At 64.2% G+C, this 16,164-nt stretch carries 10 protein-coding genes; 8 read left to right on the forward strand and 2 right to left on the reverse strand.

What is annotated here, in order from left to right; translation table 11 throughout:
• The first annotated feature begins 69 nt into the window (after positions 1-69).
• From pglZ to A5686_RS20885, 4 genes are all read left to right on the forward strand, one after another.
• Entirely contained in the window at positions 70-1,650 is a 1,581-nt protein-coding gene (pglZ, locus tag A5686_RS20870) for a BREX-3 system phosphatase PglZ (protein ID WP_197520658.1), read from the forward strand.
• Positions 1,647-2,363, forward strand: a complete 717-nt coding sequence (locus A5686_RS20875) for a hypothetical protein (RefSeq protein WP_067938206.1) — start codon at positions 1,647-1,649, stop codon at positions 2,361-2,363. The genes pglZ and A5686_RS20875 overlap by 4 nt, the downstream gene beginning before the upstream one ends.
• Before the next feature lie 830 nt (positions 2,364-3,193).
• A complete protein-coding gene (locus tag A5686_RS20880; protein WP_067938209.1) occupies positions 3,194-6,349 on the forward strand; it encodes an adenylate/guanylate cyclase domain-containing protein in 3,156 nt (1,051 codons plus the stop codon).
• A 16-nt stretch (positions 6,350-6,365) separates the two neighbouring features.
• Positions 6,366-7,604 carry a glycosyltransferase gene (locus A5686_RS20885; RefSeq protein WP_067938210.1) on the forward strand — a complete coding sequence of 413 codons (1,239 nt, stop codon included), beginning with the start codon at positions 6,366-6,368 and terminating at the stop codon, positions 7,602-7,604.
• Positions 7,605-7,693: 89 nt separating this feature from the next.
• Here the strand turns inward: A5686_RS20885 and mtnA are convergent, their stop codons facing one another.
• Together mtnA and A5686_RS20895 are read right to left on the reverse strand one after the other, a co-directional pair.
• Positions 7,694-8,674 carry an S-methyl-5-thioribose-1-phosphate isomerase gene (mtnA, locus tag A5686_RS20890; protein WP_067938212.1) on the reverse strand — a complete coding sequence of 327 codons (981 nt, stop codon included), beginning with the start codon at positions 8,672-8,674 and terminating at the stop codon, positions 7,694-7,696.
• A gap of 126 nt (positions 8,675-8,800) precedes the next feature.
• Positions 8,801-9,460 (reverse strand): cutinase family protein, encoded by a 660-nt coding sequence (locus A5686_RS20895; RefSeq protein ID WP_067938214.1) that lies wholly within the window; start codon positions 9,458-9,460, stop codon positions 8,801-8,803.
• 161 nt (positions 9,461-9,621) lie between these two features.
• Between A5686_RS20895 and A5686_RS20900 the strand changes: the two genes are divergently transcribed.
• The 4 genes from A5686_RS20900 (at position 9,622) to A5686_RS20910 (ending at position 16,158) form a co-directional block, all read left to right on the forward strand.
• Entirely contained in the window at positions 9,622-10,965 is a 1,344-nt protein-coding gene (locus tag A5686_RS20900) for a lipase family protein (protein ID WP_067938216.1), read from the forward strand.
• A 713-nt stretch (positions 10,966-11,678) separates the two neighbouring features.
• Positions 11,679-12,503, forward strand: coding sequence for a GAF and ANTAR domain-containing protein (locus tag A5686_RS20905; RefSeq protein WP_067938218.1), 825 nt, complete (start codon positions 11,679-11,681; stop codon positions 12,501-12,503).
• 38 nt (positions 12,504-12,541) lie between these two features.
• The gene (locus tag A5686_RS28470) at positions 12,542-12,706 is read left to right on the forward strand and encodes a hypothetical protein (protein WP_156750163.1); all 165 of its coding nucleotides are present in this window, start codon (positions 12,542-12,544) and stop codon (positions 12,704-12,706) included.
• A 248-nt stretch (positions 12,707-12,954) separates the two neighbouring features.
• Positions 12,955-16,158 carry a serine/threonine-protein kinase gene (locus A5686_RS20910; protein ID WP_067938220.1) on the forward strand — a complete coding sequence of 1,068 codons (3,204 nt, stop codon included), beginning with the start codon at positions 12,955-12,957 and terminating at the stop codon, positions 16,156-16,158.
• Positions 16,159-16,164: the final 6 nt, after the last annotated feature.

The raw sequence follows: 16,164 nt of genomic DNA on the forward strand, positions 1-16,164 counted from the left end.
ATGTACGAACGGCATGGCCGCCGAAGACCTTACGAGACTCCACGGCTAGTGCTCATACTTCGCCCGCCGGTGACGGCTGACGACATTCCGTGGGATATCGAACGAGCAAGCGTCACAATCGCTACGATCCGATTGCCAGGACCGGCAGATATCCGTGGAGTGCTGCAGGAGCTGACCGAAGATGAGCAAGAGCGAGCCGCCTCGGCCGTCGCTGCGGATGCAGCACACGCCGCTGAGGCGCTCCTTCACGCCGTCACCGGCGTCCGATTAACTGAAGGTGCTGCCTCACTCCCAGAACAGGTACGCGTCGCAGCGCGGATCGCCATCCGATCGAATCCCTCCCCGAAGCTGGCGCGCCTGGTACGGAGATGGGTCACTCACCCAGCCCTAACCGGATTGCTTGACAATCCACCCGATTGTGCTGCACTCCAACAAATCTGGAACCAATTCGTCGCAGGTGACGCCAACGAGTGGGGTGGTGTACTGGCCGGGCTAGAACCCGAGATGACCACCCTCTTCGTCGCTGGACTCCTTGAGCCAGCAAACTCCTCAGCATCGGTGGACAACTGGGTCAACATCGGCATCCGGCGACCATCCGAGGAGGAACGGGCACGGGAGCTCCTCGAAGCGGCGCCATCCAACCCACCGACCGACATCGCCGGCTGGCACACCGTCGCCGAGTGGTGGGGTGACATCCGAAGGCTCATTGCGTACGCATCGACTGAGTTGCGAGACGCGGCGTGGGCGACTTGGGCTGCATTAGATGAGGCTTTCGTCCCTTGGCTTCGCAACCGGTATGGAGTGCAGCTGACAAGCGCAGCCGTTTGGCCGGCCGGCGTGCACCGCATAGCTCCCTTCCTCTCCCGCCGCCTACGAGAAGGTCTCGCCGAGCGTGTGATGCTGATCGTGGTCGACGGTCTCGGACATGCGCAATGGCGTCATCTACTCGACCGACTCCCCTTGAAGGCGCTCGAGTCTGGCTCGACGATCGCGTTGGTGCCGACGTACACGACGGTTTCGAGGCAGGCCATCTTCGCTGGCGAGCTGCCGGTAGCGTTTCCCGACACCCTGTGGACAACCCACGCGGAGCGTCGCCGTTGGGGTGATCATTGGTCGAATGAGGGCATCCCAGATACACGAGTTACATACCACCGGCGCCACGGTCGCCTGCCCCATGACCGGCTCGAATTCGACGACGCTGTCGTCACCGGAGTCGTTGTCAACGCGGTGGATGATCTGATGCACACGTCCGAGCTCTTCGGTGACGTACAGCTGCTGGCCAACCTCGACGTGTGGGCTGACAACGGCTTCCTGGTCGATCTCGTAGCTCGGGCCAACGCTGAAGGCATAGAAACCTGGATTACCGCCGATCACGGCAACCTCGAATGCATTGGCACGGGCGCCGTCTCGGAAGGCGTTGCAATTGAGGCGGCCGGCAAGCGGCTGATCCGCTATCCCAACAGGACACTGCGCGAGGTATCCGGTGCGCAGGGTGTGGTGTGGGACGACATCCCGGGACTTCCCTCGACCGCCGAACCGCTCCTGTTCGCGCCCGGACGTACCGCGTTTACCAACAACCGCATCAGCGTCAGCCACGGTGGGCTCAGTCTCGATGAGGTCATCGTTCCGCTCGCGAGGGTTACGGCATGAGCGCCGGCGGAAGCATCGGCATGATTCTCGATCGGGCGCTCAACCTGGATCTGCTCGATCTAGCACTCAGCATAGGGACGAAGCACCGGGAGGATCCTCAGGCCCGCAGGCTGTTGAGCGTCGCACTCCGCGACGTCGTGACCGCGCAAGAGGCAGAGAACAAGACAAAGAAGGTGCTGACTCGCGTGTGGGTAGTACCGCCACAGAATGCGCGAGAGATGATCGCGTGGGCAATCGAGCACCAGGACGAGTTCATCGACCGACGGGCATTGCACTACGGCGCGTTGCTAGCCACGTACCCATTTTTTGGAAGTATTGCGACAACCGTCGGACGCCAGATCGACCTTGAGGGTGTGGTCGAGCGCCGAGCGGTCAGGATTTTTGCGCGGTCCAGGTTCGGCGAGCGAGAGTTCATCGACGCCGCCGCGTCGAAGAGCCTGGCAACGATGAGGAACCTCGGCATTCTGGACGGGCCGAAGGACGGACCTTACGACGTCAAGACGCGACTCGCGGTGCCATCCTCGTTTTCGAGCTGGTTCTTGCACGCTCTCATCCTCACGCGTCAGGTTGAGTCCGCCCGCGTAAGTGACCTATCGCGGGCCTTCGAGCTCACGCCCCTTGACCTGGCTCCCGCGCCGTCTCTCTATCCGCTCCTCGAACTCCATGCCGAAAACGGCAGCACCGTGGCGGTCGCGCACGGGGCCGCTGGCTAGCCGACGCCTCCGGATCAACTTTTCGCGCACCGCGATGGTGTTTCATCGCTCGACGGAACTGGCACGCAGAAGGGTGTTTTCTGCGGCGGTTCACACACCTTTGTGAATCGCATTGAGCTACGCAGCTACCTTCGACGTGGTTCTGGTACGCCCGGTGCTGTCGATTAATAACGTCGGCCAGGCGCCGGAGTTTGCTAGCGAGTTCTACGCTCGCTGCCCGCGTACATGTCGTACACGAACAGCCCTTTCCGCGACCGCCGGTCAGGGTTCAAGCCTCCTCTAGCCAGCACAAAATCAGCCCCAGTCGGACTCGAACCGACACTTGGCGGATTTGTAAGAACGTGTTCCGCGGTCCCGTGTCGGTCCCGTATCAGCAGGCGTACTGCGCCCGTACCGTACCCGTACCCGACTAGAGCGCTAGCCGCACCGAAGTCGCATATGACCACTGCAATCAGATCTGTTCACCAACCCACCGACCAGGGCTGATCGCACGTGCGTTCGCATGCAGAAAATACTTCCCAAGCTGAATACGCGGGTTCGATTCCCGTCATCGGCTCCACTCTGCGATTGTTCGAACTGTTCGGCTCCGGTGTCGGAGTCACCGCAACCGGCTCAGTCCGTCGCCTACAACATGTGCGGTTCCAACATTGGGACTCGAATCGCCGATTGCAGCCGACTCCGCAGTCATCACAAGCGTTGACTCGGGATGGCTGATCGTCTGGTTCCGAGCGTGATCGCGTCGGACCAGATTGAATGGTTCCATATACGACACATGTCAGATCAGCGATGACAGGATAGTGCCGTGAAGAACCATAGGCTGGTCGCTTGACATGACGGCGGCAGCCCTCGTGTGTAGGTCGTGCAGCGCTGAGCTGCCGCCGAACTCGAAATTCTGCAACGAGTGCGGCGCGGCCGTCGCCGCCACACCGGCCGAGTACAAACAGGTCACCGTCTTGTTCGCCGATGTGGTGCACTCGATGGATATCGCCGCGGCGGTAGGTGCCGAGCGGTTGCGCGAGATCATGGCCGAGCTTGTCGGTCGTGGCGCAGCAGTGGTGCGCCGGTACGGCGGCGCAATGGCAAAATTCACCGGTGACGGCCTGATGGCATTATTCGGGGCACCGGTCGCAATGGAGGACCATGCGATCCGGGCGTGCCTGGCGGCGCTGGCCATCCAAGAGGAGACGAACCGTTTGGCGGTTGAGGTGCGACGCCGTGACGGCGTAGATCTGCGGTTGCGGGTGGGTCTGAATTCAGGCCGAGTGGTTGCCGGCGAAATCGGTTCGGGCGTATCGGGTTACGCCGCGATCGGGGAGCAGGTGGGGTTAGCGCAGCGGATGGAGTCGGTTGCCCTGCCGGGTGGAGTGATGCTCAGCGAGGCCACCGGTCGTTTGGTCGAGCAAGCTGCGGTGCTCGCAGACACCGAACTGGTGTCGATCAAGGGCAGGGCCGACCCGGTTCCAGCGCGCCGGCTGCTGGCGATTCAGCCGCGTCATGGCGTGGCCGGCGGCACCGAGTCCCGCTTGGTCGGTCGGCGTTGGGAGATGTGCGCTGTGGAGGCCATTGTCGACCGGGCGGTGAGTGGTCGAGGCGGTGTGGTGAATGTGGTGGGGCCGCCGGGCATTGGCAAGAGCCGGACGGCCCGTGACACCGCCGCTCTGGCAACCGCTCGTGGGGTCGACGTGTTTTGGACATTCTGCGAATCCCATGCCCGCGATATACCTTTTCAGGTGGTGGCACGCCTGCTGCGGGCGAGCTTCGGCATTACTGAGCTTGAGGGCGGAGCCGCCCGGGCCCGAGTCCGCGAACAAGCTACGCGTGCCGATCCGCGAGATCTGCTGTTGCTTGATGATCTGCTCGGCATCGCCGACCCCGACGTGCCGCTACCCCAGATCGACCCGGACGCGCGGCGGCGTCGGTTGACCGCGCTAATCAACGCTGTGTCGCTGGCCCGGACCGAGCCCGTGGTCTACATCGTCGAGGATGCGCACTGGGTCGATGCGGTTAGCGAGTCGATGCTCGCCGACTTTTTTACGGTTATCCCGCAGACCAAGTCGACAGTGCTGATCACCGCTCGCACCGAATATGAGGGAGCATTGACGCGGGTGCTCGGCGCCCAGACGATAGCGCTTGCCCCACTGATCCATTCGGACATCGCAGCACTGATCGGTGAGCTGCTGGGTTCACATCCTTCGGTCGGCGACCTGGCGGCCGCCATCACCGAGCGGGCCGCAGGCAACCCATTTTTCGCCGAGGAGATGGTGCGCGACTTGATCCAGCGCGGGGTGCTGACTGGTCAGCACGGGAAGTATGTCTGCCGGACGGATGTAGCTGAGGTGAGCGTGCCAGCAACGGTGCAAGCGGCCATCGAGGCGCGCATCGACCGGCTCGACACCGCAGCCAAGAAGACGTTGAACGCGGCGTCGGTGATCGGCGCTCGCTTTGAGGCGGAGCTGCTGGCCACGCTGGGTGTCGATGTGGTGGTCGATGAACTGCTCAGCGCGGAGCTCATCGATCAGGTGCGGTTCACCCCGAGCGCCGAGTACGCCTTCCGGCATCCGCTGATCCGCGCGGTGGCTTACGAATCGCAGTTAAGCGCAAGCCGCGAGCAAACGCATCGCAAGGTGGCCGCCGCGATTGAGGCACGCGACCCCAGCGCCGCCGACGAGAACGCAGCCCTGATCGCCACACATCTCGCAGCGGCCGGGCAACTCGCCCAATCCTGCCGCTGGTACCTGCGCGCGGCGCAATGGCTGCGGCCTCGTGATCTCCTCGCTGCACGTGCACAGTGGGAGATCGCGCGACGCATCGCAGACGGATTGCCCGATGATCACGACGAAGCCATGGCGCTGCGAATCGCGCCACGGACGATGCTGATCTCGACGACGGTCTTCGTAGGCAGTGGTGCAGACATCGACCAGCGCTACCGCGAGTTTCGTGACCTGACAACGCAAACGGGTGATCTGACGTCCCTAGCGCTTGGGACAGCCGGACTCATCTTTTCTTTCGCCGTCAACGACAACCGCGTTCCCGAGGCCGCCGCCCTGGCATCGGAGCTCGACGATGTGGTCAGCCGCATTGACTGCGATGCCGAGACCAGAAGCATTATCCTCAATGCGCTGGGTTTTGTCCGGTTCGCAAATTGCGAATTCGATGCCGCGCTCAAGGTTGTCGATGTGATACGCGCACTAGCTCCAGATGCACCTGAAGACGAACTTATTTCGGCGAACACTCTTCTTGCCGTCATCGAGACGTGCGCCGGCAATTACGAGCAGGGCAGACAGCGTCTGCGAGAGCAACTTCAGTTCGCCCACGCGCGCCAATCGATCCGCTACTCGTCGATTCTGATCTACCTCGTTGTGACGACGGCGCTCGGTGTGGATGAGGCTCATGAGACGCTCGACCACGTGCGCGAGGGGTTGCTGCGGGCTGAATCGTTTGGCGCTATGAGCGGAATCATCCTCGCCGAATTTGCCTGCGGCAAAGTGCTACTGCGCGGGGACGATGCGGCGCGCAGCGAGGCGATCGATGTGCTTCGTAAGGCCCACAAGAACATTCGCCAGCACAACAGCCTGACCATCACGCTTCCGGCCGTCACTGCCGACCTGGCGATCGACGCTGCCGGCCAGGGGCGAATTGACGAAGCGATCGATGAACTTCATGCCACGTTCGCGTCACACATGGCTGGCGGCTCGCGCGTCTTCGTCGGTTGCGCCGGTGAGGCACTGGTCGGCCTACTCATCGAACGGGGATCTGCCGACGACCTCGCCCAGGCGCACCGAATCGTCGATCAATGGCAGGAACGTCGGCCCGGCATTCCGGCACTGGATCTGTGGTGGCTGAAATCGAAGGCGCTGGTGGCGAAGACGGAGGGCGACTCGGAGGGATTTGCCGAGCTCGCAGCCCGGTACCTTGAGCTGTGTGAGAAGCTCGACGCCCGTGGACGGCTGGATGAGGCGCGCCAAATGGTCAACCAAATAGCCTGAGTGACAGCGAAAGAAGATGGCGACAATACTTGCTTACACCTCACCTGCGCTTGGTCACCTATTGCCGATGAGCGCACTGTTATCCGAGCTGCACCGTCGCGGCCACACCGTTCATCTGCGCACGCTTTCCACCGGTATCGAGATCGGCCAACGACTCGGATTCACCACCGAGGCGATCGACCCGCGTATCGAGCAGGTCGAGCTCGACGACTGGAAGGCCACCAATCCTGTTGCGTCGCTGAAACTATCGGTCGAAGTTTTCGGCCACCGCGCCACGCACGAAGTCGCCGACCTGGCCGAGACGGTGGCCCATGCACGCCCTGACGCATTACTTGTCGATGTGAACTGCTGGGGTGCTCAGTCCGCAGCCGACGCGGGTTCCATCCCATGGGCGTGTTTCTCCCCGTACACCCCGCCGTTGCGATCGGCGGGAGTGCCACCGTTCGGGCTGGGCCTCAAGCCGATGTCCGGCGCGGTCGGCCGGGTGCGCGATGCAGCCGTGCGGACAGCTGTGGTGGGCCGAGTCGAAGGGGTAATGCTGCCGCCGATCAACAGAATTCGCGCGACGGTCAAAGCACGGCCGGTCGCGTCAATCGACGAGTTCTTGCGCCGGTCATCCCTGTTACTGGTCGCCAGCGGCAAGCCGTTCCAATACCCACAAACGGACTGGGGCGATGCGGTGCAAATGATCGGACCCTGCGTGCTTGAGCCCGGTCCAAACGCGGACCCCGATTGGCTGGCCGCGGTCGACCGGCCGATCGTGCTCGTCACCACATCCTCGGAGAAACAAAACGACCGCGACCTTGTTCAAACCGCGTTGACCGCGTTGGCCGATGAGCCGGTGCACGTGGTCGCGACCATGCCGGCGGGGCAATCAGACGGAATTGAAACGTCGCCCAATGCGACGGTGTGCCAGTTCGTCCCGCACGGTGCGCTCCTTGAGCGTGCCGTGTGCGCGGTGACGCACGGTGGCATGGGCGCGACCCAAAAGGCGCTTGCCCATGGCGTACCGGTGTGTGCCGTGCCCTACGGGCGTGACCAGTTCGAGGTCGCGCGACGTGTCGAGGTAGCCCGATGCGGGACCCGCCTGCCGGCCAAGAAGCTTTCGCCGCCGCGACTACGGGCGCAGGTGCGAAAGGCGATGGCGATGACCGACGGCGCGAAACGGGTAGCGGAGGGTTTCTTGGCCACGGGCGGGGTAGCCCGCGGCGCTGACATCTTCGAGCAGCGGGTGCTCGGCATCAACACAGCCTGAATCGCGGGTCACGAAGTGGCACACTCCGAGCCTCGCCGATGGCTACCCGCCGAATGCACGGGTTTGCATGTTGTTCGGCACATCCACCGTTAACGCTGGACATCCTGCGGCCGGTAGCGGCCGTGCTCGGTGACGACGGCGGTGATCAGCTCAACCGGGGTCACGTCGAAGGCCGGGTTGAAAACGTCCGCGTCCGGCGGGGTGATCGCGGTGCCGGCGAATGTCCGGAGTTCGTCGGGGGCGCGTTCCTCGATGGCGATCTCGGCGCCGGTGGCGAGCGACTTGTCGATCGTGGACGAAGGCGCGACCACGACGAGCGGCACGCTGTGATGATGCGCCGCGATGGCCAGGCCGTAGGTACCGATCTTGTTGGCGACGTCGCCGTTGGCCGCGATCCGGTCGGCGCCGACGAGTACACAGTCGACGAGCCCGCGCGCCATCGCCGTCGGCGCGGCGCCGTCGGGCTGCACCCGGTAGGGCACGCCCGCCTGCGCCAGCTCCCATGCCGTGAGCCGGGAGCCCTGCAGCAGTGGACGTGTCTCATCGACCAGCACCGACTCGACCAGTCCTCGCTCGTGAAGGTGCCAGACGACTCCAAGGGCACTGCCCCAGGCCACGGTGGCGAGGTGACCGGCGTTGCAGTGGCTGAGCAGTCGCAGCGGGCGGCGGTCGCATAGTGCAAGGACGATCTCTGCGGCGTGGGCGGATGCGGCGCGGTTGAGGCGTTCGTCCTCGTCGAGGATTGCGAGTGCTTCGGCGAGCAGGGCTTCGGCGCCCTCATCGACTTTCTCGAGAGCGCGCGCGACTCCCCAACTGAGGTTGACAGCGGTGGGTCGTGCCTTCGCGACTCGTTGGGCCGCAGCCTGGAGGTCGCCTCCCTCGCGGGCCGCCAGCACAACGCCGAGCGCCCCCGCCGCCCCGAGCGCCGGGGCGCCGCGCACGGCCAGGCGGCGGATCGCGTCGATCAGCTCGTCGACGGTGCGCAAGCTGACAACGCGATAGTCGGTGGGCAGCGCGGTCTGGTCAATGATCGTGACCGCGTCGCCATCCCAATCGATGGTCCGGCGCACGAGCCGACCCTAACCCTCGGTTAGCGCACGCAGTGGTCATACCCATCCGCGGCACTCGCTCGGTCGACTGAACACAGGCCGCTCGTGACCAACAGCTTCTTCATTGCGCGGGATGTCCCCCGGCGCCTACAGCTTGCCGGCGACGAAACCGGCGGCCTGATCCACCAGTCCCGAGTCGATGTATGAGGGCTGCAGATGCGACGGCCAATTCCTGCCGCCCCCGCAGATGGGATCGCCGGCTGCGCACTGATCGATCGTCTTACCGGCGAAGGCGGGGGCGAGCCGCCGGGTGCCATTACCGAACAACGCGACCGCCGCGATGTGCTGATCCATACCCGGCGGCAGTGGGTTGGTGAACCCGAATGCCGCACGACCCCCCGTCACGAGATCAGCCACCTCGGCACCCAGCGAATAGCCGCCGAGAACAATCCGGGTGTTGGGGCAACTTCCCGCCATCGATTGGACATGGGCACTCATGTCGTTCGCACCACTGACGGTGGTTATGTTGGCAGGGTAGTTAACCCCATAGACGCCAACCGACATACGCGTCTTGGCGCGCAGTGAATTGACGAATGCGTCCCCGACTGCGCCCACTCCCGGCGGCTCCTCGCGACCGCGAGCGAAAACCACTTCGACATCGGGGCATGCCGCCGATGCGGCCGGAATTAACACCGCTACCGGAGAGGGCGTCGCCGCCGGGCCAACCACCAATGCGCCGGCGAGCAGGGCGGCGCCCGCGAGGCTCAAGGAACGGTGCTCGCCTGGTGTTATCGCGAGAGGCCTCATGACGCGATATTACGGATTTACTGACAATGCGTTGACTAATCCGGATTTACGGTGGTATAGGGTCGGTCCGTTTCGGAACCCGGTACCGCGGGTAATGCATTTGCACAACCGGGGCGGCGTGGGCGCGCCCCCGTTTGCCACACCGAGGGGGCGCCGTACCAATGAATAACGATTCCGCCACGTCAGTGCAAGTCGCGAACATTCCGCACGACGAGCTCCGGCGCGGTGATCATCCGATTACACCCGACGATGATCCGTTCTACCGAGCGCCAAACGGCTACGAGCACGCCGAACCGGGCACGGTGCTGCGCTCCCGTGATGTGGAGATCGGATTTCTCGGTCTGATCAACCAGCGAGTCAAAGCCACTCAGTTGCTGTACCGCACCACGAATCTGCACGAAGAACCGGAGGTCGCCGTGACGACCGTGTTCGTCCCGGCCCAGCGCGAGTCAGGCGTCGATTACCCGGTCCTGTCCTATCAATGCGCCATCGACGCGGTGGCGTCGCGCTGTTTTCCCTCGTATGCCATGCGTCGCGGCGCGCGACCGATCGGTGCGTTCGTCCAAGCCGAGTACTTGTTGGTGACAGCCGCGCTGGCCGAAGGCTGGGCGGTTTGCGTACCCGACCACGAAGGTTGTCATGGCATGTGGGGTGCTCCGGTCGAGCCCGGCTACCGGATTTTGGATGGGCTGCGGGCCGCGATGCGGTGCGAACGCTTGGATTTGTCACCGTCTGCCCCGGTGGGTGTGTGGGGGTATTCGGGGGGAGGACTGGCGTCGGCGTGGGCGGCCGAACTATGTGAGCGGTATGCACCGGAACTCAATTTTGTTGGCGCCGTTCTCGGTTCGCCCGTCGGCGATCCGGGCAGTGTGGCGCACCGCCTCAATCGCAGCTTCTTTGCCGGTCTTGCCGGGCTGATGATCTCCGCATTGACGCAAGTCTTCCCGGGCGCGCAACGGGTCGTCGATGAGCACGCGACTGACGAAGGCAAGGCGTTGCTCGACAAGTTGCAGACGATGACGACGGCCCAGGCAGTTTGGCAGCTCCGCAACGTCGACATCGGGTCCTACGTCGACATGACGGCCGAGGAATTGTGGGATCTACCCGAGGTGCGTCACATTTTCGACGAGACCAAGCTCGGCAAGTCCAGGCCCAAGCCTCCCGTGCTGGTCATCCAGGCGGTGCACGACGAAATCATCAGCGTCGACGACATCGATGCACTGGTGGCCGAGTACGAGCGCATGGGCGCAGCGGTCACCTATCACCGCGATCGGTTCTGTGGTCATCTGCTGTTGCATCCACTGTCGGCGCCCATGACGCTGAGATGGCTGCGCGATCGTTTTACCGACCGGCCGGTCGGCGAACACAAAACTCGCACAGTGTGGCCGACGTTGTTCAACCCCTCGACATACCTGGGAATGGCCAAGCTGGGCCTCATCACGGCGAAGGTCGTCCTCGGACGCTCAGTCGAACGCCAACCGCTGTCGACGACGGATGCCCGTTAATCCTTAGGCAACAAGCCGCTTACCCCGGCACCGAGGACGCCTCAGGAACGGATAAACCGTTGGCGCGCCCAGGAATGAAGCGCCCTCGGCGACCGCTTCATGAAAGGGTACGCCGATCCCACCGCGCGACCATCCGCAATAGCCAGGGGTTGCGGCCTTTTCGTTCACGAAAAGCAGCCTCACACGCGGGACGCCAAATCCGTCGGCGAAATCCGCAAAGGGGTCGTCGACTCCGCGTAGCGCTCATTCTCGAGATATCTTCGTCCGCAATACATTTGACAGCTGATGACTCTGGAACATGGACACGCGTTACACGTGCGAGTGGGCCTCTCGACGACCCAAAGCATGTGACGACTACGCGCGTTGTCGACGCAGTTGCCGGTCCCGGGAATCTTCGAGCAGTGAAGTCGATGACGCGGGATTGATCGCCAGCAAAGTGACAGTAGGCGCAAACCGCCACCGTTTGGGCCGCTTTCGTTTCCGTTGTCGCAATATTCGGCCCAGCGACGTTTGGAGGAGTAGGCTCTGCCTACGGCCACATGGCGAAGACTGCACGTAGTGGGACCGTGAACGAGACGTTTGTGTTCTACCGTCGTATAGCAGCAGCGGCGTCTTATCCGCCAGCAGCGGCGTTTCGTTAGCCACCGCTCCGTCAGCGAGAGGTCTGAGGCGATGCCTCGCGGGCTTTCATCGCAGGAAGTAGAACGAGCCGGATGACTTTGATTGACGACAATTGGTTTCGCGACCGGCAGCGATTCGTTGCCGACGCAGATAAGGCCACGCGACAAGGGGTGTGCCCCACACGCGATCACGGGTTCCCGTTGGGTCCTCTGGGTCGTCAGTTCGCGGCGCTGACCGCTGCGTTGCTCGATGCGCCCACCGTTCAGGATGTGCTCGAACAGGTTGTTGATGCCACGGTCAGGTTCGCTCCTCAGGCCGACGTCGTGAGCGTGACACTCCGCAGTCCCGACGGGAGGTTTCACACGCCTATCGCTACGCATTCGGTGGCTCAGTTACTCGACGAGTGTCAGTACGAGCTCTGCGAAGGTCCATGTGTAACGGCAGCTCTTAACCCCGGTCCGGGCTTCGCGGCGTGGCCTGTGGACGGTCACGCCGATTCGCCTTGGCCCGGTTTCACACAAGCTGCACGCAAACTGGGTGTAGAAGCTGTTCTTTCGCTCTCACTGCTTCCGACGCCCGTTCCGCCACGGCTATCCGGAGCGTTGAACCTGTACTCAAATTCTGCCGACGGGCTCGAAGCCGTCGACAAAGACGCGATCTTGCTGCTAGCGACCCACGCTTCCCTGGGCCTGGCCACCACGGAAGCGGTGACCTCCGCAACCCTGCGTGAGGCACAACTGCATCAGGCGATAGATAGCCGCGACGTTATCGGCCAGGCGAAGGGCATCCTCATGGGAAGGCGAAATATCTCGGCTCATGAAGCGTTCGACATCCTGCGAGCTTCTTCGCAAAAGCTCAATGTGAAGCTCACCGAGATTGCGAAGGTTGTGGCGGCGCAGCCAGACATCTTTGATTGAGGCACACGGGATTCGCGGTCCACCTGGGTTCCGGCCAAATGCAACCGCACCCCGGACGAGGCGTCGGCGAGTTCGCGGCGTTGGTCAAGCCGCGCATCCGCCACGGCCGGATGACCGAGCGTCAGCGCGGGGCTCTGCTCGAGGAACATCCCGAGGCCGTGTCGTGGTCGCGCCCTTCGACAAGCGCAATGCCCGCTCCGTGATCGTTTCGCGGCCCACCGCCGCCCTACCCGCATGTTCGAGCATGCGTCGGTGGGCGACGTGCGCGAGCTGTGCGCCGGCTCCCGTGCGGTCGGGGCGACGACCGTCCCTGCGTTTGGGAGGACACCAGCGGGACAAATCGTAGCTTCGCTTGTCCTTTCGATGATCGTGCCGGAACTGTACGGACGACGAGCGGATATTCGCTACGCTTGACCCGGTTCGTAAATCCCCGGGAAGTCGAGGCCAGATAATGGCTGAAAGACCCAAGGCTCACGCCCCGGCGTCGGGACGGAGCGAGGTTGTGGCGGAGTTAGCCGCTGCCGGGTTCGACAACGCGCGCCAGATCGACCGAGGCGCCGCCGGAGTGGTGTATTGCTGTCGCGAGACGGCACTGGGACGAAACGTTGCGGTCAAGGTGCTACCGCCATTCAGCGACGACGTCGGCCGGGAACGTTTTCTCCGCGAGGGCTACGCGATGGGCGCGGTCTCCGGGCATCCGAACATCGTCAATATCCTGCGGGTCGGCGTCACCCCCGGCGGCCGCCCCTACATCGTGATGTCGTACTGCCCCGCGGGTTCGCTGGGTCTACGGGTGCAGCGAGAGGGGCCCATCGCCTGGCCGGAAGCCGTGCGGATCGGCGTGAAATTGTGCGGAGCTCTGGAAACCGCGCACTTAAGCGGCACCTTGCACCGTGATATCAAGCCGGCGAACGTTCTCGTCAATGACTACGGCGAACCGCAATTGACCGATTTCGGAACCGCACACGTCCCCGGCGGCTACGAGACGGCGGCTGGATTCTTCTCCGGCACAATCGATTACCTGGCACCCGAGGTGATGGCAGGCGAGCCCGCGACGGTCGCAAGCGACGTTTACTCGCTCGGCGCCACGATCTATGCGCTCATCGCCGGCAACGCGGCATACGAGCGTCGCGGCAATGAAGACCTGCTAGCCCACTACACGCGGATCAATAGCACGCCAATCCCGGACTTGCGGCAGAACGGAATCCCGGACACGGTGTGCTCCGCGATCGAAATGGCGATGGCGCTGGACTTGGACGAACGCCCGGCGTCAGCGGCGGATTTTGGTCGCGGGCTGCAGGAGAGTCAGCGCCGTAACGGCCTCAAGCCCGATGCGATGGCCATCACTGCCGCCAGTGCGGGTTCGGGCCGCGCGATAGGCGCCGCAGCGGGTCTGCCGAAAACGCGGGCCCTGTCGCCGACCGGACCCGGCGGTAAAGCGGGCGCGCCGACCCAAAGACCGCCAAGGATCGCCAAACCCGGCCCACGCAGTGCCGACTCCGAAAGCGCCACCTCGCTGATCAATCCGCTCGGCGATCGCAAAAGTACAGCGCCGCCGGCACGGCCCACCGGTGCACCACACTCCGGTCGGCGCGCTCCATTCGTCGACACCCGCGGACCAACTCCGGCCACACCAAACACATCTGAGCCGACCCAAGCGATTGCCGAGCCCACCGGTATGACCGAGGCGATCGCCCCGTACACGTCTCCGGACCCACCCGCGGTCGCGCGTCGCGGGCTGGCCGCCGGGGCAGTGGCGTGGATGGGCTCGTCGGGCAAGAGGCGCAATCGCGCGACGGCGCCGCTGATCGCCGTGGGAATCGTGGTGGCGGTGCTGGTGCTGGGTATCGGTGTCTACGTGCTGCTTACGCACGGCAACAAGCATCATGGCGCGGTTGCGAATCAACCGGGTGGCCAACCGGTGAAATGGCAGCCGATCACCAATGCCCGCATCGCGCGCCAAGCGGCGGCGACCACGCAAGCCGACGGCACCATCTGGATCTTCGGCGGGATGGGCAGCAACCACGCGCTCGTGGCGAACCACGAAGGCTACGACCCGGTCATCGACAGCTGGAAAAGCGGCGACGATCTACCGGTTCCGGTTCAACACGCGATGGCGGTGACGTGGCAGGGCAACCCGATCGTGCTCGGGGGCTGGCGGGCCGCGGGTCCGCAAAAGGTTGCCAGCGACCAGGTTTGGCGGGTAGTCAACAGCCATTGGGTGGAACTCCCCCATATGTTGCAGCCCAGGGCGGCAGCGGCGGCCGCAGTGGTGGACGGACGCATCATCGTCGCTGGCGGCGTCGACTCGAATGGCGCGCTGCTGAACACAGTCGAGATATTCGACGGCAATTCCTGGACCCTGGGCACTCCGATCCCGACTCCCCGGCAGATGCTCGCCGCAGCTTCGGACGGGAAGCTGGTGTACGCGGTGGGCGGCACCAACGGGACCACCGACCTGGCGACGGTCGAGGCCTATGATCCTGGCGCGAAAAGCTGGACGCGATTGCCCGATCTTCCCCAACCGCGTGGAGACCTCGGTGTCGCAATAGCCGACCGGCGCCTGGTCGCGGTCGGGGGCCAGTCGGCGGGCCAAGTCCTCAAGAGCGTGTCGGTGCTCGATCTGACGACGAATACGTGGGGCGGCTTGCCGGACATGGCGACAGCGCGGCACGGCATGGCGGTCGCAGCGGTGGGGCAAGCCGTGTACTCGATCGGCGGGTCGAGTGACGTCGGTGACGGCCAGGCGACCTCCTCGGCGGAGACGCTGCAACTACCGCCGCGCCGAATGCAACCGGCCGCGCAATGGCGTTCCCTGCCCGACGCGCCGACGGCGAGATTGATGACGGCGTGGACCGTGCTCGACGACAAGATCTGGATCGTGGGTGGCTTGCGCGACGGAGTCGCGCTGCAGACGGTCGAGAGCTATGACCCGCGCACCGGCATCTGGCAACCGCAACCTCCATTGCCCATCCCACTGCATCACGCCGCGGCGGCAACCTATCGCGGCCAGGTGGTGGTGCTCGGCGGCACCAGCAACGACCTAGCCCAGGCGTCCGCCAAGGTGTTCGCGCTGCGCGACGGCAAGTGGGCCGAGTTGCCCAACCTCACCCACGCCCGCGCGGCGCTGGCAGCCGCAGTGGCGGGTGACAAACTCGTAGTCGTCGGCGGGCAGAACGCCAAGCAGCTCGTCCCGCAAACCGAGGTCTTCGACGGCAACTCGTGGCACGACGCGGCCAACATGCCGACCCCGCGCGAACACCTGGCTGCAGTGTCCGACGGCACTTACATCTACGCGGTCGGTGGGAGATTCCTGTCGGCCGACAAGAACTCCGCGGCGTTCGAACGATACGACCCGCAGGCCGGGACTTGGACCAAACTGGTCGACATGCCGACACCTCGTGGCAGCTACGGCGCCACATTCATCGAAGGCCGGATCCTGGCGGTCGGCGGTGAGGAACCGACGCAGGTGGTGGGAGTGGCCGAGATGTACGACATCGCTGACGGAACGTGGAGCACGTTGCGTCCGATGCCCACCCCGCGCCACGCCGAGGTGGTCGCGACGGTGGGCAACACCGTCTACTGCATCGGTGGCGCGAACCGGCCTACCCACGAAGGCCCTGTCGCCACGGTCGAGGCGCTCGACTTCATCTAGCCGTGC

Origin of the sequence: Mycobacterium sp. E2479 (genome assembly GCF_001667925.1) — a bacterium.
Lineage (GTDB): Bacteria > Actinomycetota > Actinomycetes > Mycobacteriales > Mycobacteriaceae > Mycobacterium.

Coding starts and splice junctions, on each gene's coding strand:
- A5686_RS20875 (WP_067938206.1), top strand. CDS start 1,647: ATGAGCGCCGGCGGAAGCATCGGCATGATTCTCGATCGGGCGCTCAAC.
- A5686_RS20880 (WP_067938209.1), top strand. CDS start 3,194: ATGACGGCGGCAGCCCTCGTGTGTAGGTCGTGCAGCGCTGAGCTGCCG.
- A5686_RS20885 (WP_067938210.1), top strand. CDS start 6,366: ATGGCGACAATACTTGCTTACACCTCACCTGCGCTTGGTCACCTATTG.
- A5686_RS20895 (WP_067938214.1), bottom strand. CDS start 9,460: ATGAGGCCTCTCGCGATAACACCAGGCGAGCACCGTTCCTTGAGCCTC.
- A5686_RS20900 (WP_067938216.1), top strand. CDS start 9,622: ATGAATAACGATTCCGCCACGTCAGTGCAAGTCGCGAACATTCCGCAC.
- A5686_RS20905 (WP_067938218.1), top strand. CDS start 11,679: ATGACTTTGATTGACGACAATTGGTTTCGCGACCGGCAGCGATTCGTT.
- A5686_RS28470 (WP_156750163.1), top strand. CDS start 12,542: ATGCAACCGCACCCCGGACGAGGCGTCGGCGAGTTCGCGGCGTTGGTC.
- A5686_RS20910 (WP_067938220.1), top strand. CDS start 12,955: ATGGCTGAAAGACCCAAGGCTCACGCCCCGGCGTCGGGACGGAGCGAG.